The organism is Salmonella sp. SAL-020 (genome assembly GCF_017372215.1).
Classification (GTDB): Bacteria; Pseudomonadota; Gammaproteobacteria; order Enterobacterales; family Enterobacteriaceae; genus Salmonella; species Salmonella enterica.
In genome coordinates, this window is record NZ_CP071690.1 from 409,150 (window position 1) to 428,455 (window position 19,306).

Sequence of the window (19,306 nt, forward strand, 5' to 3'; positions counted from 1 at the left end):
TAAAAGGGTTTTTAGGCAGAATTATTACTATTTAAATTTTTCTGGTGTATTTAAAGTTGATTTCTTAATTCACTTTTAAGTAAAAATAATTTGAGATTACGAGTAGTTGTAAAATAAAGCCCTGTTATTCAGGGCGTTATTTTAATTAATAATTAGAGAACCAATTTAATTTATCGCGTAAGCCAACGACCCGGCCAACGATAATCAGCGCCGGGCTTTCAACCTGTTGCGCTAATTCACCAAGCTGCGTCAGCACACCGTGGACGACGCGTTGCTTCACGGAGGTACCGTTTTCTACCAGCGCAACCGGCATATCGGCCTGCATACCGAATGCGATCAGTTTTTCCTGGATAGTCGCTGCCTGATTCAGCCCCATGTAGAACACCAGCGTCTGTTTTTCTGCCGCCAGGTTTTCCCAGTCCAGCTCGCCGCCGGTTTTCAGGTGACCGGTGACCAGACGTACGCTCTGGGCGTAATCGCGATGGGTTAGCGGAATACCGGAGTAGGCGGAGCAGCCGGAAGCCGCGGTAATCCCTGGCACTACCGAGAAAGGAATACCGGCATGACACAGCGTTTCCAGCTCTTCGCCGCCGCGACCAAAGATAAAGGGATCGCCGCCTTTCAGGCGTACCACGCGTTTACCTTTTTGCGCTTCACGCAGCAGGATCTGGTTGATTTCTTCCTGTGGGACGCAGTGGTAACCCGCGCGTTTCCCCACAAAGACCCGATCGGCATCGCGGCGTACCAGGTTCATAATGTCGTCGGAGACGAGGCGATCGTAAACCACGATATCCGCCTGTTGGATTTGTTGTAACCCTTTCAGCGTCAGCAGTCCGGCATCGCCCGGCCCGGCGCCGACCAGCACGACTTCGCCACGGTGATCCAGCGGTTCGCTAAACAGGCGTTCGGTTGTCGCGTTAACCGCTTTCTCATCGGCATTCGCCAGCGACTGCGCCAGCCGGTCATTGACGAAAAATTTTTCCCAGAAGCGACGACGCTCGCCCATCGTGGCAAACTGCTTTTTCACCCGGGCGCGGAGTTGCCCGGCATAGCGCGCGACCTGCCCCAGATGCTGCGGCAGCAGCGATTCCAGTTTCTCGCGCAGCAGACGCGCCAGTACCGGGGAAGTGCCGCCCGAGGAGACGGCGACCATCAGCGGCGAGCGGTCAATAATGGAGGGCATGATAAAGCTGGCGGCTTTCGGCGCATCCACCACGTTGCAGAAGATACGGCGTGACTCCGCCGCGTCGCTGACGCGCTGGTTGACGGTATCGTCATCAGTGGCCGCGATCGCCAGCCAACACGAGTCGAGAAGCGTTTCGTCGAACGGACCCTCAACCAGAGTCAACATGCCTTCATTTGCCCATACGGTGAACTGTGGAATGAAGGTTAGCGCATTGACCGTTAAACGTGCGCCTGCTTCCAGCAGTAACCGTGCTTTGCGTTCTGCGACATCGCCACCGCCGACGATCAGACAGTCGCGGTCGCGTAATTGACAAAATATAGGCAAATGGTCCACGACATTACCCCTTAATGGTTGGCTGTAACCTTAATTTGGTTGGTTTTTTGCGGAACAGGACGCTCCGATTTCGGCGTAGCATACCAATAACCCAATCCCATGAACACGACGCCGGACAAAGTATTGCCCAGAGTGACCCATAACAGATTGTGTCCGATTCCGGACAGGGTATAGGCGTCGCTGTGATGACCAAACCAGGAGAGGGCAAACAGCGTCATATTCGCGACGGAGTGCTCGTAGCCGGAAGCGATAAACGCCAGCAGACACCACCAGATAGCAAGAAATTTTGCCGTGCCTTCGGTGCGAATCGCCATCCAGATTGCCAGACAAACCAGCCAGTTACACAGCGCGCCTTTGAAGAACAGTACCGTGGCGGGCGCGGTGGTTTTCGCCAGCGCGACTGAGTGAACGATACTGGTATCGACCGGCAACAAACTGCCGCCGCCCCAGCTGTAAAGCAGGGCGACAAACACGGAACCGACCAGGTTGCCGAGCCAGGTTTGCGGCAGGATAGCCCACATTTGACCGTGGCTGATGGTGCCTGCTTTGACGCCCAGCGTCAGGAACATGGTGTGGCCGGTAAACAGTTCGGAACCTGCGATGATGACCAGCGTTAAGGCGATACCGAAGGTCGCTCCCATCACCAAAGGACGCACGGACGGGTCGAGCAGATTGCCGAGGGTGAAAATAAGAATGATGCCGAGACCGACATAAGCCCCGGCCATTGCCGAACTGACCCAGAAGCCGAGCGGATTATTCGCCGACAGGCGTGCGATGCGCGCAGCGTTAGCCGCACACTTATTGATAGTGTCTGTAAACATTTGATTATCCTTTTCTCACTTCATCCTTTGCACTGCCTCTTTGTTGGCTGCCCTCGCTCACCCCAGTCACATAGTGAACTATGTTCCTGGGGATTTGCTCAGTTGCCGCCGCGATGCAGTACAAATGATTTTGTGATAACAATTAAAATGAAAAAAAATACAAAAAAGGGGAGGCGTTGCGCCTCCCAAAAATAATTAACCGCGCAACTGCACCACGCCGTCTTTTACCCGCGCGTCGTACTGTTTCACAGAGAACTGCTCATCTTCCATGCACAAACCATCGCTCAGGCGGAAGCGCTGTTTCTTCAGCGGGCTGGCGACCCACAGTTCGCCCTGGTGTTCCGCAATCAGTCCACGAGACAGCACGCTGGCCTCAAAGAACGGGTCGATGTTGCTGATCGCGAACACCTGATCGCTATGGTAAGGACGGAAAATCGCGACTTGTTCAGTACCTAACAGCGCGCAGACGCCGGTTCCCGGCAGGATGTCATCGATTTTGCAGATGTTTTGCCACTGGCTCATGCGTTTTCCTCCACCAGAGTGACCGGGATACGTTCATACGGCGTGGCCGGACGATGCTGTTCACGTTCAGGCACAACCTGGACGTTCGGGTCGCGTTTGTCGCTGTTGATAAAGTGCTTAAAGCGAACCTGTGCGGATGGGGTGTTAACGGTTTCTGTCCACTCGCAGACCACCGCTGCGCGCAGGCGCGCCATCTCTTCTTCCAGATGTTCGTTCAGGCCCAGCTTATCGTCGATGATGACCGATTTCAGGTACTCGATGCCGCCTTCCAGATTATCCAGCCACGGCGCGGTACGGGTCAGTTTGTCGGCAGTACGGATGTAGAACATCATAAAGCGGTCGAGGTACTTGATCAGCGTGTCGCGATCGAGATCGGCTGCCAGCAGATCCGCATGACGCGGTTTCATCCCGCCGTTACCGCAGACGTACAGGTTCCAGCCTTTCTCCGTGGCGATGATACCCACATCTTTGCCCTGCGCTTCCGCACATTCACGGGTACAGCCGGAGACGCCGAATTTCATTTTGTGCGGGGTACGAATGCCTTTGTAGCGGTTTTCCAGCTCCACGCCGAAACCGACGCTGTCGCCCACGCCGTAGCGGCACCAGGTGCTGCCGACGCAGGTTTTCGCCATCCGCAGCGCTTTGGCGTACGCGTGACCGGTTTCGAAACCGGCTTCAATCAACTGACGCCAGATTTCCGGCAGATCGTCTTTTTGCGCGCCAAACAGACCGATACGCTGAGAACCGGTAATTTTGGTATAGAGGTTAAACTCGCGGGCGATACGCCCCACGGCCACCAGACCTTCCGGGGTGATTTCGCCGCCCGCCGAGCGCGGGATCACCGAGTAAGTACCGTCTTTCTGGATATTCGCCAGGAAGTTATCGTTAGTATCCTGTAGCGGCGTGTGCTGCGGCTTGAGGATGTATTCGTTCCAGCACGACGCCAGCAGCGAACCGACGGTCGGCTTACACACTTCGCAGCCGTAGCCTTTACCGTGTTTCGCCAGCAGTTCTTCAAAGGTTTTGATACCTTCCACGCGGATTAAGTGGAACAGTTCCTGACGAGAATAAGCAAAGTGCTCGCACAGGTTGTTGTTGACTTCAATACCCTGTTTCGCCAGTTCGGCGTTCAGTACCTGCGTCACCAGCGGGATGCAGCCGCCGCAGCCGGTTCCGGCTTTGGTTTCCGCTTTCAGCGCCGCCACGGTATGGCAGCCTTTATTGATAGCGGCGATCAGATCGCCTTTAGTCACATCGAAGCAGGAGCAGATCTGCGCGCTGTCCGGCAGTTTATCCACGCCGATAGCGGGTTTACCACTGCCCGCGTGCGACGGCAGGATCAGCGAATCCGGGTTTTCCGGCAGTTCGATGGCGTTCAGTACCAGTTGCAGCAAATTGCCGTAATCGCTGGTGTCGCCGACCAGTACTGCGCCGAGCAGCGTTTTGTTATCTTCGCTGACAATTAGACGTTTGTAGACTTCTTTGCTTTCATCGAGGTAAACGTAACTACGCGCGCCCGGCGTGCGGCCATGCGCGTCGCCGATGCCGCCGACGTCCACGCCCAGCAGCTTCAGCTTGGCGCTGAGATCCGCCCCTTCAAAGGCGTTTTCACTGCCGAGGATATGGTCAACGGCGACCTGGGCCATTTTATAGCCTGGTGCGACCAGACCGTAAACGCGGTTGTTCCAACTGGCGCACTCGCCGATAGCGTAGATATCTGGGTCAGACGTCTGGCAGGTGTCGTTAATCACGATCCCGCCGCGCTGCGCGACGGCCAGACCGCACTGGGTAGCCAGCTTGTCGCGGGGGCGAATACCGGTAGAGAAGACGATGAAATCGACTTCCAGCTCGCTGCCGTCGGCAAAACGCATAGTCTTACGCGCTTCGTTACCCTGCTGAACAATCTCTTGCGTGTTTTTACTGGTGTGTACACGCACGCCCATGCTTTCGATCTTGCGACGTAGCTGCTCGCCGCCCATTTGATCGAGTTGTTCCGCCATCAGCATTGGCGCAAATTCAATGACGTGCGTTTCCACGCCGAGGTTTTTCAGCGCGCCAGCGGCTTCCAGCCCCAGCAGACCGCCGCCGACCACCGCCCCGCGCTTGCTGCGACGGGCGCAGGCTTCGATAGCGTTGAGGTCTTCAATGGTACGGTAAACGAAGCAATCCTGGGTTTCGGAGCCTTTAATCGGCGGGATCCACGGATAGGAACCGGTCGCCATGATCAGCTTGTCATAATAAACGGTACGACCCGCGCTGGAGTGAATCACTTTCTCCTGACGGTTAATGGTAATTGCGCGTTCGCCAACCAGTACCTTTACGCCGTGCTTCTCGTAAAATCCTTCACGCACCAGAGAGAGCTCTTCCGCGGTGTGGTGAGAGAAGTAGGATGACAGGTGGACACGGTCATAGGCTTTACGGGGTTCTTCACAGAACACGGTAATGTCGAACAGGCTAGCGTCGGATTTATCAAGGAGATCCTCAATAAAGCGGTGGCCGACCATACCATTACCGATAATAGCGAGTCTGACTTTGCTCATTTTTGCCTCGATTTCTTTTCTATTACCGCCTACCTTAACGATTCAGCAACCCCGCTTATTGATGTAAATCAAATTCACCTTTATATACCTCTTAATGGGTATGTGGCTGATTTGTCTGGATTTTTATAAGTGGCGGAATTGTCAGGCTTTTCAGGTTTGTACAAATGACATACAAAATGAGGGGTTTTTAGGCCAACAGGCCTACCCCGTCAGGAGGGGGGATAGAGTGCCGGAGGGCGATGTCGCCATCCGGCAAGGATTATCAATGCGTAGCCGGCGCGCTATGCTGACGATGACGGGAGACAAAGCCGAGCGCAAAGCACATCACAAAGACCACTGCATACAGACCATTCGCGGTGAGTAACGCCGCCTGTGGGCCGCTGTGCGCTACAATCGGGCCGGTGACGACGAAGGTCAGCATCGTTCCGATAGTGCCGCAGGTCAGAATAAAGTTAACCAGCTTAGGCGAGGCCACTTTCGTTTGCTGCGATCCCAGCGTAATGATGGAGGTATAAATGGCGCTGGAGAAGAAGCCCAGCGTCAGAATAAACCACGGCATATGCGCCTGCGTGCCGGTAATAAACAGATACATCAGTACCGCCGCCATACCCGCCAGTACGGTCAGAATGCGTTGCAGATCGAAAAAGCGCAGGATAAAGCTGAACGCCCACATGCCAAACATATAGGACATCCAGAAATCACTCACCAGCGCCCCGGCGTCATTCAGGCTCATGCCGAGGCCTTTGGCGTATTCCGGCACCCAGGAGATAAAGCCTAATTGACCGAGGATATAGCACAGCGCGGCGACGGCCAGAAACAGTACGCCAATGCCCCATTTTTCTTTGGCGACAGGCGCCTGAGAGTGCTGCGCATGTTTACCCAGCGCCGGAAATTCACAGCCGAAGGTCAGGATGAAAATCGCCAGGTAGACCAGGCCGATGCAGGCGTAGACCCAGTACCACTCAATACTACGCGCCAGCAGGAAGGCGGCGACCATAGGAAAAATCATCCCCGCCATGCTGAAGAAGGAGTCGGTAAACAGCAGTCGGGAACCGCGCTGACGCCCTTCATACAGTTGCGTAATCAGGAAGGTGCCAATCGACATGGTGATCCCGCTGACCAGCCCCAGCACAAACATCGCCGCTGAGAACAACGCCAGGCTATGGCTGAACATCAGCCCGGCCACCGCCAGCACCATCAGGATAAAACCAAAGCGTAGCTGTGTTTTCAGCGGGACGATTTCCATCAGCCACGCGTTGAGGAAGATCGAGATCAAAATCCCGGCGTTCAGAAAAGTAAAGGTGTTACTCATGCTGGAAACGGGCAGATGAAAATAGTCTGCGATATTTCCCATCACCATCCCGGTGACAATCACCAGCGCCCCGGTCAGGGCGTAGGAAAGAAAGCTGATCCATGTGAGCTTGATGCGGTTGCTGTTAGTCATGTCTGGCCTTGAAGAGAAGTGAAGCGCGTGGAGGGCGCGTTAAGCGGGCAGATTTTAGGCGTTTTTGTGATGTATTTAAATAATTATTAGTGATAGTAATGTTCATTACATTTTTTAATGTGATGTTTGTCACATCATATTGCAAGGACAAGGCGTTGCGTCGTAACGTTACATTTGTTTCATGTACGTAAAATTAGGTAAAGGGCTGGCCTGGCCCAGGAAGGCTCTTTAGAATCATTCCACTTGCTTTATTTCTGCTCTCTTTAAGGAAATCTCATGCTCAAATCGACTCTGGCGGCTGTCGCAGCTGTTTTCGCTCTTTCTGCTCTTTCTCCCGTAGCGTTGGCAGCAAAAGGTGATCCTCATGTGCTGTTAACCACCTCCGCCGGGAATATTGAGCTGGAGCTGAACAGCCAGAAAGCGCTGATTTCTGTGAAAAACTTTGTCGATTACGTCAACAGTGGTTTCTATAACAACACTACGTTTCACCGAGTTATTCCTGGCTTTATGATTCAGGGCGGTGGTTTTAACGAGCAGATGCAGCAGAAGAAACCGAATCCGCCGATTAAGAATGAAGCCGACAACGGTCTGCGTAATACTCGCGGCACGATCGCGATGGCGCGCACCGCAGATAAAGACAGCGCCACCAGCCAGTTCTTTATTAACGTCGCGGATAACGCTTTTCTCGACCACGGCCAGCGCGACTTTGGCTATGCGGTATTTGGTAAAGTGGTAAAAGGTATGGATGTCGCCGATAAAATCTCACAGGTACCGACGCACGATGTCGGGCCTTATCAGAATGTGCCGACAAAACCAGTCGTTATCCTTTCCGCGAAAGTCCTGCCATAAAACATGCCTGCGCGGGCGCGAGCCGCCCGCGTTTTCTCCCTGTCTCAGCGTAACCTGAAATTGCTGCTTATACTTGTGGTCAAGCACAGACATATTCAGGGAGGCCCGGTGAAGAAACTTACCGATAAACAAAAGTCACGCTTTTGGGAACAGCGGCGCAACGTTAACTTCCAGCAAAGCCGCCGTCTCGAAGGTATTGAGATCCCCTTAGTAACCCTGACCGCCGATGAAGCGCTGGCACGTCTTGACGAGCTTCGGAGGCACTATGAGCGATAAATTTGGCGAAGGGCGCGATCCGTACCTCTATCCGGGGCTGAACGTGATGCGTAATCGGCTGGGGATTCATCAGGCCCAGCGACTGGCGCAAGCGGCATACGAAATGACCGCGCTCCGCGCCGCCACGATTGAACTGGGGCCGCTGATACGCGGCTTGCCTCATCTGTGCGCGATTCATCGCCAGCTCTATCAGGATATTTTCGACTGGGCAGGGCAACTGCGGGAGGTCGATATTTACCAGGGCGATACCCGTTTCTGCCACTTTGCCTATATCGAAAAAGAGGGCAATGCTCTGATGCAGGATCTGGAAGAAGAGGGCTATCTGGTCGGTCTGGCGCACGAGAAGTTTGTCGAGCGGCTGGCGCATTACTACTGTGAAATTAACGTGCTTCATCCGTTTCGTTTGGGGAGCGGGCTGGCGCAGCGCATCTTCTTTGAACAGCTGGCGTTACATGCAGGCTATGCGCTGAGTTGGCAAGGTATTGCGGTTGAAACATGGAAGCAGGCGAACCAGAGCGGCGCGATGGGCGATCTCTCCGCTTTGCAGGCGATTTTTCAGAAAGCGATAAGCGAAGCTCGCGAAACTGAGTAAAATAGTGCGGTTCTACTCACCCGGAGCCGCCATGATCCTGCTTATCGATAACTATGATTCCTTTACCTGGAACCTCTACCAGTATTTTTGTGAACTGGGCGCGGAAGTGCAGGTCCGGCGCAATGATGCGCTGACGCTGGCGCACATTGACGCTTTGAACCCGCAAAAAATCGTTATCTCTCCTGGCCCCTGTACGCCGAATGACGCTGGCATTTCACTGGCGGTCATCCGCCATTATGCCGGACGTATTCCGATGCTGGGCGTTTGCCTGGGTCATCAGGCGATGGCGCAGGCCTTTGGCGCGTCGGTGGTGCGGGCAGCGAAAGTGATGCACGGTAAAACGTCACCTGTTACGCATAATGGACAGGGCGTGTTTCGGGGATTGCCCAGCCCGTTAACCGTGACACGTTACCACTCGCTGATTGTCGACCCTGCCACGTTGCCTGAGTGTTTTGAGATCACCGCCTGGAGCGAAACGCAGGAGATTATGGGCATTCGCCACCGCGAGTGGGATCTGGAAGGCGTGCAGTTCCACCCGGAAAGTATTCTCAGCGAACAAGGACACGCTCTGCTGAAAAATTTCCTCCGGCGTTGATTTGTGGTTGCTATTGAGTGATTTTTTATTCATATTTTGTGATTATAATTTCACTGGCATTTCTACTTAACCGGGTGGTAATGATATGGCAACTGAACAAACGGCTATTACGCGCGCAACTTTTGATGAGGTGATTCTGCCTGTTTATGCACCGGCGGACTTTATTCCGGTCAAAGGTAAAGGCAGCCGCGTATGGGATCAGCAGGGCAAAGAGTATATCGATTTCGCCGGCGGGATTGCAGTGACTGTGCTGGGCCATTGCCATCCGGCACTGGTCGAGGCGCTGAAATCCCAGGGGGAAACCTTGTGGCATACCAGTAACGTTTTTACCAATGAACCGGCGTTGCGTCTGGGACGTAAACTGATCGACGCCACGTTTGCCGAGCGCGTGCTGTTTATGAATTCTGGCACCGAAGCGAACGAAACCGCTTTTAAACTGGCGCGTCATTATGCCTGCGTGCGCCATAGCCCGTTCAAAACGAAAATCATTGCCTTCCATAACGCCTTTCATGGCCGTTCCTTGTTTACCGTCTCTGTAGGCGGGCAGCCGAAATATTCCGACGGCTTTGGGCCGAAACCCGCCGATATTATTCACGTTCCCTTCAATGATCTTCATGCGGTGAAAGCGGTAATGGATGACCACACCTGCGCGGTGGTGGTCGAGCCGATTCAGGGTGAAGGCGGCGTGCAGGCGGCTACACCGGAATTCCTCAAAGGGTTACGCGACCTGTGTGACGAGCATCAGGCGTTGCTGGTGTTTGATGAAGTGCAGTGCGGGATGGGGCGCACCGGAGACCTGTTTGCCTATATGCACTACGGCGTCACGCCGGATATCCTCACCAGCGCCAAAGCGTTAGGCGGCGGTTTTCCGGTGAGCGCCATGCTGACCACGCAGGAAATAGCCTCGGCCTTCCATGTCGGTTCGCATGGTTCAACCTATGGCGGTAATCCGCTGGCCTGTGCGGTGGCTGGCGCGGCATTCGATATTATTAATACGCCAGAAGTACTACAAGGCATTCACACTAAGCGGCAACAGTTTGTGCAACATTTGCAGGCGATTGACGAGCAATTTGACATTTTCAGCGATATTCGCGGCATGGGGCTGCTGATTGGCGCGGAACTGAAGCCGAAGTACAAAGATCGGGCGCGCGATTTTCTGTACGCAGGCGCGGAGGCCGGCGTGATGGTGCTCAATGCCGGAGCCGACGTGATGCGTTTTGCCCCGTCGCTGGTGGTGGAAGATGCGGATATCAATGAAGGAATGCAGCGCTTTGCGCAGGCGGTAGGGAAGGTGGTTGCCTGATGGCAGATTGCCGGATAAGCGTAGCGCATCCGGCAGTCGGTCTTAACTTTTTGTATCCCGTAGCCGCTTACTCAGCCAGATACCGTGATGCGGACGCTGACGCCAGGCCATCGACGAAATGGTGTGCATGGTGTTCAGATGGCCAATGATGCGCTGTAAATGTTGTTCCAGAGTGCTCAATAAGCCATGTGACGGCATGTCCGGCGACTCCAGAATATTGACATCGCCGGAGCCGCCTGGCCTGTCGTACTCCAGGCGCTGCTGGCAGCGCTGAATCGCAATCTCGCAAGATTCCAGATAGCGCTGCGCCAGATCAGGCGTCAGCATGGTGTGTTCCCGCGCCAGCGTCGTCATAGCGTTGATATGCTCGACAATAAACTGGCTGTGCGTGACCCACAGTTTCATATCCGACAGATAGTGGGTATTGAATCCGGGTTCCTGCATTGCCTGATTTAACGAGTTGAATAACGTGTTATGCGCCTGGTTGACCCGCATTCTTTGATAAGCGAGCGGGGTGGCCTGCGGATCGTTACTGAGGATCAGTCGGATAGCTTCTTGATCGGCTTCCAGCGCATCATGGGCGTTTTTACGTAATAGCCCGCTTTGCCATTGCGGCCACAGCCAGACCATGCCGCCAAAGGCAATTAAACAGCCAATCAGCGTATCGATCAGCCTCGGCACAATAAACTGCTCTCCGTTTAACGTCAGTAACTGGATGGTGTATACCGCCGTCACCGTAAAGCCGACCGTCGCCCAGCCGTAGTTTTTACGAATAATCAGATAACTTGCCAGCGTTAGTACCAGCATGACCGCCAGCGTAATGCTTTCGGGAATATGTAAGTGCAGCGTGACGCCGGCAATCACCAGGCCGACCAGCGTTCCGACTGAACGGTGCAGAATACGTACGCGCGTCGCGCCATAGCCGTTTTGGGTGACAAACAGCACCGTCATGAGTATCCAGTACGGTTTAGGCAGGTGCAACGCACTGCCCATCAGACTGGCGATGCTCATCATCACGCTGATGCGTCCGGCGTTGCGTAGCGCCGGTGATTTAAGAGACATATAATTTTTCAGCGCCGGAAGTAGCGGCAAACGACGCTGTTTATCGGCCATCAGGTCGCGGGCGTACAGCGGCCGCTGAGTACGCAGCACACGGGCGATTCGACTGAAGTGCCAATAGCAGAACTGGCCTACCGGATTTTCAGGATGCTGATTGGCGATTTTCTCCAGAGCGCCAATCTGTTTTTCCATGGAGAAGCGCGTCGGCAGACGATGATAAAGAATGTCATCCGCCAGCACGCGCAGACGGGCGGCGACCGTTTGCGCATTCCAGCGAATCACCTCTTCCGCATGGCTGCGTTCTACCAGTTTCTGTACCTCTTCCGGCTGATGCAAGCTGACGGAGATGTGCTCCTGCAAATCCATCGCTTCCTGAAAAGCCCGTAACAGGCGCTTGTAATCATTATTGTTGTGCGCCGAAAGCATATGCATCTGTTGGTAACACTGGGTAATGAGATCGACCGCTTTTTGCTGGCGTATCAGCAGGGGAGGCAGCGCTTTTTCCGGATCGATATGTTGGGTGAGCAGGCTGTATTTCGCTTCGCAATAATCGGCCAGTTCACGGTATAACAAACTCAATGACTCGCGCAGCGGCTGTTCGCGCCATAGCCAGAACCAAAACCAGTTAAACACGCCGTACCATAGCGTGCCCAGCGCATAAATGAGCAGCGGCTCCCAGACGGGCATGTATCCTGCAAGACTCAGGGTAAAGATGGCGGCAATCAGCGACGCTGGCAGTAACCGCGCGTGAAGCGGGCTAATTTCCGCCGTCACGCCAAGCACCAGCGTGAGCCCGGTCAGGATCAACGGCAGGGGGATGGATTCCGCCAGCAGAAGTTGCGTTACCAGACTGCATCCGGCGAACAGCGACGCGCCGATGATCAGGCGTTTAAAAAAACGTTTGTGCGGGGTATCCAGACCTGCAATGTTGCAGCAGGCGGGAACGAGAGAGAAAAGCAAGCCCAGGTGTAGCTGGCCTATCAATAAACCGACAGCCACAGGCAGACACAGCACCAGCGTTTGCCGTAGTGCGTAATTAATCTCTGGGTGATAAATCAGTCTTCGCCACATCGATGCAAACAAAAATGGCGCATGATAAAACGCGCCATTCTGACGGAATTAACGGGTGCCGTAGACGACGATGGTCTTGCCATGCGCGGAGATCAGGTTTTGATCTTCCAGCATTTTCAAAATACGACCAACGGTTTCGCGGGAGCAGCCGACGATCTGGCCGATTTCCTGACGGGTGATTTTGATCTGCATCCCATCCGGGTGCGTCATGGCATCGGGCTGTTTCGCCAGATTCAGCAGCGTCTGAGCGATACGCCCGGTGACGTCAAGGAAGGCGAGGTTACCTACTTTTTCAGAGGTGACTTGTAAGCGACGAGCCATCTGGGAAGAGAGGCGCATCAGAATATCCGGGTTGACCTGGATTAATTGGCGAAATTTTTTGTAGGAAATTTCAGCGACCTCACATGCGGTTTTCGCACGTACCCAGGCGCTGCGTTCCTGGCCTTCTTCAAACAGGCCCAGTTCACCAATAAAATCACCCTGATTCAGATAAGAAAGGATCATTTCTTTCCCTTCTTCATCTTTGATCAGCACTGCCACGGAGCCTTTAACGATGTAGTACAGCGTTTCTGCTTTTTCACCCTGGTGAATCAGCGTGCTCTTTGACGGGTACTTATGAATGTGGCAATGAGACAAGAACCATTCAAGAGTCGGGTCTGTTTGCGGTTTGCCAAGCACCATGCGCGGTTATCCTCTGTTATAAGCTGTCTCCAGAGCCAGAAAACGGCACTGTCTCTGGGGTTGCAAAAATATACTTCCCGCTACCTGGGAAGGGGGCTACGAAAATAGATTGTAGCCTGTAATGTGATGTCCTCTGCATACATGCAGTACGTCAATGTATTACTGTAGCATCTTGTCTGTTTTAGCATAGCTTTCGCCGTGTGTCTCCTGGTGTCTCGCTTCAGCATGACCCAGGTCGCCTTCCATTGCGACTTTTGTTGTATGCGCGTAATCTTTCAGGAAAATTGAAACATTGGAGTTACGAAATATGCAAGCGCGTGTAAAGTGGGTTGAAGGGCTCACGTTCCTCGGAGAGTCCTCCTCCGGCCACCAGATTTTAATGGATGGTAACTCCGGTGACAAAGCGCCGAGTCCGATGGAGATGGTATTAATGGCGGCTGGCGGATGTAGCGCTATTGATGTGGTATCAATCCTGCAAAAGGGCCGTCAGAATGTCACCAACTGCGAAGTGAAGCTGACATCCGAGCGCCGGGAAGACGCGCCGCGCCTGTTTACGCACATTAATCTGCATTTTATCGTTACCGGCAGCGATCTGAAAGAGGCTGCCGTCGCGCGCGCTGTCGATCTCTCCGCGGAAAAATATTGCTCGGTGGCGCTAATGCTGGAAAAAGCGGTCAATATTACCCATTCGTATGAAGTGATTGCGGCGTAACATGTGATGCCGGATGGCGGCGTGGCTTTATCCGGCCTACCCGTTTTTATCTCGTAGGCCCGATAAGCGTAGCGCCATCGGGCATTTCACCACGGTTATTCGATTTTTTTGCCTTCCATTAATCGCTGCACCAGCGGCAACATAATCAGCTCCATCGCCAGCCCCATTTTGCCGCCCGGCACCACTAATGTATTAATGTGAGAAATGAACGAGCCCTGGAGCATCGCTAGGAGCCAGGGAAAATCGATCCCTTCCAGATTGCGGAAATGGATCACCACAAAACTCTCATCCAGCGAGGGAATACCCTTTGCGGCGAACGGATTGGACGTGTCGACGGTCGGTACGCGCTGGAAGTTGATATGGGTACGCGAGAACTGCGGCGTAATGTAATTGATGTAGTCGTCCATGGAACGCACCACGGAATCCATCACCGCTTCACGGGAGTGTCCGCGCTCGCTGGTGTCGCGAATCAGTTTCTGAATCCACTCGAGGTTGACGATAGGCACCACGCCAACCAACAGATCAACATGACGCGCGACATCATGTTGCGGGGTGACGACGCCGCCGTGCAGTCCTTCATAAAACAGCACATCGGTCGGTTCGGGAAGCGGCTGCCAGGGGGTAAACGTGCCGGGAACCTGATTCCACGGTACGGCTTCATCATAGGTATGCAGATATTTACGCGACTGGCCTTTACCCGTCTGCCCGTACTCAATAAAGGTATGTTCCAGTAGGCTGAAGTCATTGGCTTCAGGCCCGAAATAGCTGATATGCCGCCCGGCGTCACGCGCTTTGCGGATCGCCATATCCATTTCCGGGCGGGTGTAACGATGAAAACTGTCGCCTTCCACCTCGGCGGCGTGCAGATTTAACTGCGCGAAAATTTTACGAAACGCGAGGCTGGTGGTGGTGGTCCCCGCGCCGCTTGACCCTGTTACTGCTATCACCGGATGTTTGGCTGACATGGCAACTCCATGATTGAGCTTTAGAATAATGTATTGTCGGCAAAGGCGTTTTATTCGCGAAACTGCTTTTTCGGCATAATATTGACCGTTTCATGTAATTCAGACCATACCAGCACGGCCTCGCCGGATTGCAGTTGGAGTTTTACGTCAGCGACTTTTTGTTCAAGCGAACGTTCATGTTCACCATAATCGGTGCCTTCGCGCAACACAAAGCTTTCGATCAGGTTGTCCAGCGTGTCGGGGGCGAGCCCCTGCCAGGGAATGATCATGATGACGCCTCCAGGTACGTTGTCAGCCAGTCAGGAATTCGGCGTTCCAGCCACATTTCAGGGCGCAGCGGCGTACCGCCGATAAATCCTACGTGTCCGCCATGCTCAGTTAGCTGATACTCCACCTGCGGGGGCAGATCTTCCGCTTTAGGGATCACATGATGATCCATAAACGGATCGTCTTTAGCGTGAATAATCAGCGTCGGTTTAGCAATCTGGTTAAGCAACGGCATGGCGCTACACTGACGATAGTAGTCGATGGCGTCGGCAAAGCCGTGAATTTTCGCGGTGATCAGGTCGTCAAACTCGCGAATACGGCGCATTGATTTCAGTTGCGCCAGATTCACCGGCAGCGACCCGGGGTACGCCGCCAGCTTGCGTGACGCATTCGCTTTTAACAGATTAAGCAAATAACGCTGATAGACGCGGGAAAACCCTTTGTCCATGTGGTAGCTACAGGCTTCGAGAACGAAAGGTGCAGAAACAATTACCGCCGCCTCGATGGGAATATCGCGGCCTTCTTTCGCCAGCAGGCACGCCAGCATATTACCGCCGAGCGAATAGCCCACGGCGGCTGTCGGAACGGCGCCGAACTCCCGCTGTAGCCAGCGTAAAAACCAGGCTCCGTCCTCCGTTTCACCGGAGTGGTAAATACGATTCAGACGGTTGGGTTCGCCGCTACAGCCGCGAAAGTGCATCACCACGCCCAGCCAGCCGCGCTTTTGCGCCGCCTCAATCAGCCCGTGGGCATAGGGGCTGTTCAGGCTGCCTTCCAGACCGTGAAAGACCACCAGCCGCGGTTTATGCTTTGCCTGTTGCGGTTCTTCGCTCCATGCCAGATCGACAAAATCGCCGTCCGGTAGCTCCAGCCGCTGCCAGTGGGCGTTGAACTTCACTTTGCGGCGGATTAAGCGCGGCAGCATAGTTTGTAAATGGCGATTACGAATGCCACGCATGGGAATAAATTCATGCGAGTCATTGACAGGCGGGGTCATTTCTGTGGACGTGATCTCAACCATAGCACCAGAACAATTGATAATTGGAAACAATACTATACCGCGCATAAGGTTCACAGATTAGTCAATATGTGATTTTACGTTCAATTGGTCGTCTGGCGAAATAAAATTGCGCCTCATTTCACCAGAGGGGGCGGTATGCAAGGCGCGCGCAATACCCCACAGAAATCGCGTGAACCTCTGCATCAGCCGAATTAATCGTGGTAGTGTGGCAACACGATAGTTATGTGACTCAAGGAGAAGGCATGTCGAAGACACTTTTACAGATCCATTTTAACTTTAGCGGCCCTTTTGGCGAGGAGATGACTCAGCAACTGGTCGGGCTGGCGGAGTCTATCAATGAGGAGCCGGGCTTCATCTGGAAAATCTGGACAGAAAGCGAGAAAAACCAGCAAGCTGGCGGCATTTACTTGTTTGAATCCGAAGAAACGGCGCGGGCTTATATTAAAAAACACACTGCGCGTCTGAAAAATCTTGGCGTTGATGAGGTGACGTTTAAATTATTTGGCGTGAACGACGCGCTGACGAAAATAAATCACGGCAACCTTTGCCGCTAAATCACATAACGCAGCCTTCTGTTCCGGTGCTGCCGACCGCAACGGTAACCTTTATATCGGGACGAGTACCGAAGAGGCCTTTATGGACGAACAGCGGACAACGAACGTTCTCTTTCAGCGTGTGCAGCGCCTCGGCGGTGCGGGCGATGTTACCCTTCTCCACAAGCATCATTAAGATGGTGAGCTTGCGGAAGGTAATGTCATCGGTAATTGACAGGTTCATCGTCCGCCCCGTGCGTTAGAGCCTATCCCAGTAGGCGTAATTGTTGAAGCCAGTTTGGGGCCGGACAGCGCGCAGAAACCGGAGCGTACACATAGTACGTGAGGATTTCGAGCACTGCCCGGCCCTAAAATGGCGAATAAAATAGCCTAATGGGATAGGCTCTTAGTCGTTCTGCATCATCTGCTCAAGCTGCTCCTGCGCCTCAAGCCATGCCATTTCACACGCTTCCAGCCCGGATTTGGCGCTGGCCTGCAGTTGCAGACACTCGGTCATCTCCGCTTTACGGCTGGGGTCATACAGGCTGCTGTCGCCGAGCTTCTCTTCCGCCTGCGCTAATTGGGCGTTGAGCTTTTCCATCTCTTTTTCCAGACGGGTAATCTCTTTACGCAGCGGTTGCGTCAGAGTGCGTAGCTCGGCTTCGCGACGCTTCTGATCTTTGCGTGACTGAGCGCTGTTGGCGTTGTTTTCCTTCGGCGCGTTGTCGGCCTGGTTTTCCTGTTTCTGCACGTCGCTCAGCCATTGCTGATAATCTTCCAGGTCTCCGTCGAACGGTTCGACCTTTTTGTCGTGAACCAGATAGAGGTCGTCAGTGGTGGAGCGAATCAGGTGGCGGTCGTGCGACACGACGACCAATGCGCCTTCGAAATCAATCAGCGCTTCGGTGAGCGCCTGACGCATGTCGAGATCCAGGTGGTTGGTCGGTTCATCGAGCAACAGCAGATTTGGACGCTGCCAGACGATCAGCGCCAGTACCAGGCGCGCTTTCTCGCCGCCGGAGAAACGTTGCGTCTCTTCCGTTACTTTGTCGCCCTGGAAACCGAAGCCGCCGAGATAGTCGCGCAGCTTCTGCTCCAGTTCCTGCGGCGCCAGACGCGCCATATGCTGCAACGGGGATTCATCGGCGCGCAGGAACTCCAGTTGGTGCTGGGCGAAGTAGCCGAGCTTAATGCCTTTGGCGAGGCCGATTTCACCGTGCAACGGTTCCAGTTCGCCCGCCAGCAGCTTGATCAGCGTCGATTTCCCCGCGCCGTTGCGGCCCAGCAGGCCGATACGCGAGCCGGGCACCAGGTTCAGCTTGATGGATTCCAGAATGATGCGATCGCCATAACCTGCGCTGACTTTTTCCATTTTCAGCAGCGGGTTCGGCAGGCTTTCCGGCGCGCGGAAGCTGAAATGGAACGGGTTGTCGACATGAGCCGGCGCAATCAACTCCATACGCTCCAGCATCTTGATACGGCTTTGCGCCTGCTTGGCCTTGGTGGCCTTGGCGCGGAAACGGTCGATGTAGCTTTGCAGATGCGCCACACGCTCCTGCTGACTCTCATACATCGCCTGCTGCTGCGCCAGGCGCGTGGCGCGCTGAACTTCAAACGCGCTGTAGTTGCCGGTGTACTCGAACAGAGTCTGTTGTTCGATATGGATAATTTTATCCACTATCGGGTCAAGAAAATCGCGATCGTGGGAGATCAGAATCAGGGTGCCCGGATAGCTCTTCAGCCATTTTTCCAGCCAGATAACGGCATCCAGATCGAGGTGGTTGGTCGGTTCGTCGAGCAGCAGTAAATCGGAACGGCAAATCAGCGCCTGGGCCAGGTTAAGGCGCATCCGCCAGCCGCCGGAAAAGTCGCTGACCGGACGTTCCAGCTGATCGTTAGAGAAGCCGAGACCGTGTAGCAGGCTGGCGGCGCGCGAACGAACGGTCCATGCGTCGATGGCGTCCAGCTTGCCATGTATGGAGGCGATAGCATGTCCGTCGTTATGTTCGTTGGCGTCGTTAAGCTGCGCCTCCAGCTGCCGGTATTCACGGTCGCCGTCAATGACATACTCAATCGCTGGCTGAGGCAACGCAGGTGTTTCCTGATTCACCCACGCTAATTGCCAGGTTCCGGGCAGGGTAAAACTCCCGGCATCGGCGCTGATTTCATTTTTTAGCAATGCCAGCAGGGTAGATTTACCGCAGCCGTTTTTACCCACCAGGCCGACTTTCTGGCCTGGATTAATGATAGCCGAGGCATTGTCCAGTAGGACGCGCACGCCGCGACGAATTTGTAACGAGGAGAAAACAATCATAAGGCGCCGTATGTTCAGACTATGTTAATTTATCATTATGATAATGTAATATTCGGGCGTACCGCCGCGCTGGAGCGCAATGGTAGCTCAAAACAACAACGATACACAAAATCATTCAGGCCGCCTTTGGTGAGGGACAAGAATATCTCTCATTAATCCCCAGCGGCGGACATAGAGTACGTTCCTGAGTTGAACAAACGCTGTCAACGTAGAAGCGGCCTG

At 54.1% G+C, this 19,306-nt stretch carries 19 protein-coding genes; 7 read left to right on the forward strand and 12 right to left on the reverse strand.

From position 1 onward, the window contains the following. Positions 1-145: 145 nt before the first annotated feature. The 5 genes from cysG to tsgA all read right to left on the reverse strand — a co-directional run bounded on the left by cysG (position 146) and on the right by tsgA (position 6,846). Positions 146-1,519: a siroheme synthase CysG gene (cysG, locus tag J1G48_RS01810; RefSeq protein WP_000349897.1), complete on the reverse strand. Its 1,374-nt coding sequence runs from the start codon at positions 1,517-1,519 to the stop codon at positions 146-148. A gap of 11 nt (positions 1,520-1,530) precedes the next feature. Next, positions 1,531-2,340, reverse strand: coding sequence for a nitrite transporter NirC (gene nirC / locus J1G48_RS01815; protein WP_000493576.1), 810 nt, complete (start codon positions 2,338-2,340; stop codon positions 1,531-1,533). Positions 2,341-2,535: 195 nt separating this feature from the next. Then, positions 2,536-2,862 (reverse strand): nitrite reductase small subunit NirD, encoded by a 327-nt coding sequence (gene nirD / locus J1G48_RS01820; protein WP_000084813.1) that lies wholly within the window; start codon positions 2,860-2,862, stop codon positions 2,536-2,538. Then, entirely contained in the window at positions 2,859-5,402 is a 2,544-nt protein-coding gene (gene nirB / locus J1G48_RS01825) for an NADPH-nitrite reductase large subunit (RefSeq protein ID WP_000049249.1), read from the reverse strand. The genes nirD and nirB overlap by 4 nt, the downstream gene beginning before the upstream one ends. A 262-nt stretch (positions 5,403-5,664) precedes the next feature. Next, the gene (gene tsgA / locus J1G48_RS01830) at positions 5,665-6,846 is read right to left on the reverse strand and encodes an MFS transporter TsgA (protein WP_000185217.1); all 1,182 of its coding nucleotides are present in this window, start codon (positions 6,844-6,846) and stop codon (positions 5,665-5,667) included. 276 nt (positions 6,847-7,122) lie between these two features. Here tsgA and ppiA point away from each other — a divergent pair, with 276 nt between their 5' ends. From ppiA to J1G48_RS01855, 5 genes are all read left to right on the forward strand, one after another. Beyond that, positions 7,123-7,695, forward strand: coding sequence for a peptidylprolyl isomerase A (ppiA, locus tag J1G48_RS01835; protein WP_000920480.1), 573 nt, complete (start codon positions 7,123-7,125; stop codon positions 7,693-7,695). 108 nt (positions 7,696-7,803) lie between these two features. Then, positions 7,804-7,971, forward strand: coding sequence for a YhfG family protein (locus J1G48_RS01840; RefSeq protein ID WP_001519136.1), 168 nt, complete (start codon positions 7,804-7,806; stop codon positions 7,969-7,971). After that, positions 7,961-8,563 carry a putative adenosine monophosphate-protein transferase Fic gene (locus J1G48_RS01845; protein WP_001280665.1) on the forward strand — a complete coding sequence of 201 codons (603 nt, stop codon included), beginning with the start codon at positions 7,961-7,963 and terminating at the stop codon, positions 8,561-8,563. The genes J1G48_RS01840 and J1G48_RS01845 overlap by 11 nt, the downstream gene beginning before the upstream one ends. Positions 8,564-8,594: 31 nt before the next feature. Next, positions 8,595-9,158 carry an aminodeoxychorismate synthase component 2 gene (gene pabA, locus J1G48_RS01850; RefSeq protein ID WP_000601880.1) on the forward strand — a complete coding sequence of 188 codons (564 nt, stop codon included), beginning with the start codon at positions 8,595-8,597 and terminating at the stop codon, positions 9,156-9,158. An 85-nt stretch (positions 9,159-9,243) separates the two neighbouring features. After that, positions 9,244-10,461 carry an aspartate aminotransferase family protein gene (locus J1G48_RS01855; protein ID WP_000190037.1) on the forward strand — a complete coding sequence of 406 codons (1,218 nt, stop codon included), beginning with the start codon at positions 9,244-9,246 and terminating at the stop codon, positions 10,459-10,461. 42 nt (positions 10,462-10,503) lie between these two features. Here J1G48_RS01855 and J1G48_RS01860 read toward each other — a convergent pair whose 3' ends face one another. After that, the gene (locus J1G48_RS01860) at positions 10,504-12,591 is read right to left on the reverse strand and encodes a YccS/YhfK family putative transporter (protein WP_000269312.1); all 2,088 of its coding nucleotides are present in this window, start codon (positions 12,589-12,591) and stop codon (positions 10,504-10,506) included. Positions 12,592-12,639: 48 nt separating this feature from the next. Beyond that, on the reverse strand, positions 12,640-13,272 hold the full coding sequence (gene crp / locus J1G48_RS01865) for a cAMP-activated global transcriptional regulator CRP (protein ID WP_000242758.1): 633 nt from the start codon (positions 13,270-13,272) through the stop codon (positions 12,640-12,642). A 307-nt stretch (positions 13,273-13,579) separates the two neighbouring features. On the opposite strand from crp, the gene J1G48_RS01870 reads away from it, so the two are divergent. Further along, entirely contained in the window at positions 13,580-13,984 is a 405-nt protein-coding gene (locus tag J1G48_RS01870; RefSeq protein WP_001148919.1) for an OsmC family protein, read from the forward strand. Between the two features lie 95 nt (positions 13,985-14,079). Here J1G48_RS01870 and J1G48_RS01875 read toward each other — a convergent pair whose 3' ends face one another. The 3 genes from J1G48_RS01875 to J1G48_RS01885 are packed head-to-tail and all read right to left on the reverse strand — an operon-like array spanning position 14,080 to position 16,282. Continuing rightward, complete coding sequence (locus J1G48_RS01875) at positions 14,080-14,949, reverse strand: phosphoribulokinase (RefSeq protein ID WP_001274690.1); 870 nt, start codon at positions 14,947-14,949, stop codon at positions 14,080-14,082. Positions 14,950-14,999: 50 nt separating this feature from the next. After that, a complete protein-coding gene (locus J1G48_RS01880; RefSeq protein WP_000586567.1) occupies positions 15,000-15,218 on the reverse strand; it encodes a YheU family protein in 219 nt (72 codons plus the stop codon). Then, positions 15,215-16,282 carry a hydrolase gene (locus J1G48_RS01885; RefSeq protein WP_001214115.1) on the reverse strand — a complete coding sequence of 356 codons (1,068 nt, stop codon included), beginning with the start codon at positions 16,280-16,282 and terminating at the stop codon, positions 15,215-15,217. Before J1G48_RS01885 ends, J1G48_RS01880 begins: the two co-directional genes overlap by 4 nt. A gap of 197 nt (positions 16,283-16,479) precedes the next feature. Here J1G48_RS01885 and J1G48_RS01890 point away from each other — a divergent pair, with 197 nt between their 5' ends. Continuing rightward, positions 16,480-16,791 (forward strand): monooxygenase, encoded by a 312-nt coding sequence (locus tag J1G48_RS01890; protein ID WP_000047691.1) that lies wholly within the window; start codon positions 16,480-16,482, stop codon positions 16,789-16,791. Position 16,792: 1 nt separating this feature from the next. On the opposite strand, the gene J1G48_RS01895 is transcribed toward J1G48_RS01890, so the two are convergent. Both J1G48_RS01895 and J1G48_RS01900 read right to left on the reverse strand, forming a co-directional pair. Further along, positions 16,793-17,014 (reverse strand): hypothetical protein, encoded by a 222-nt coding sequence (locus J1G48_RS01895; RefSeq protein ID WP_001054040.1) that lies wholly within the window; start codon positions 17,012-17,014, stop codon positions 16,793-16,795. A 162-nt stretch (positions 17,015-17,176) separates the two neighbouring features. Beyond that, the gene (locus J1G48_RS01900) at positions 17,177-19,084 is read right to left on the reverse strand and encodes an ABC transporter ATP-binding protein (protein ID WP_000634748.1); all 1,908 of its coding nucleotides are present in this window, start codon (positions 19,082-19,084) and stop codon (positions 17,177-17,179) included. Positions 19,085-19,306 lie beyond the last annotated feature (222 nt).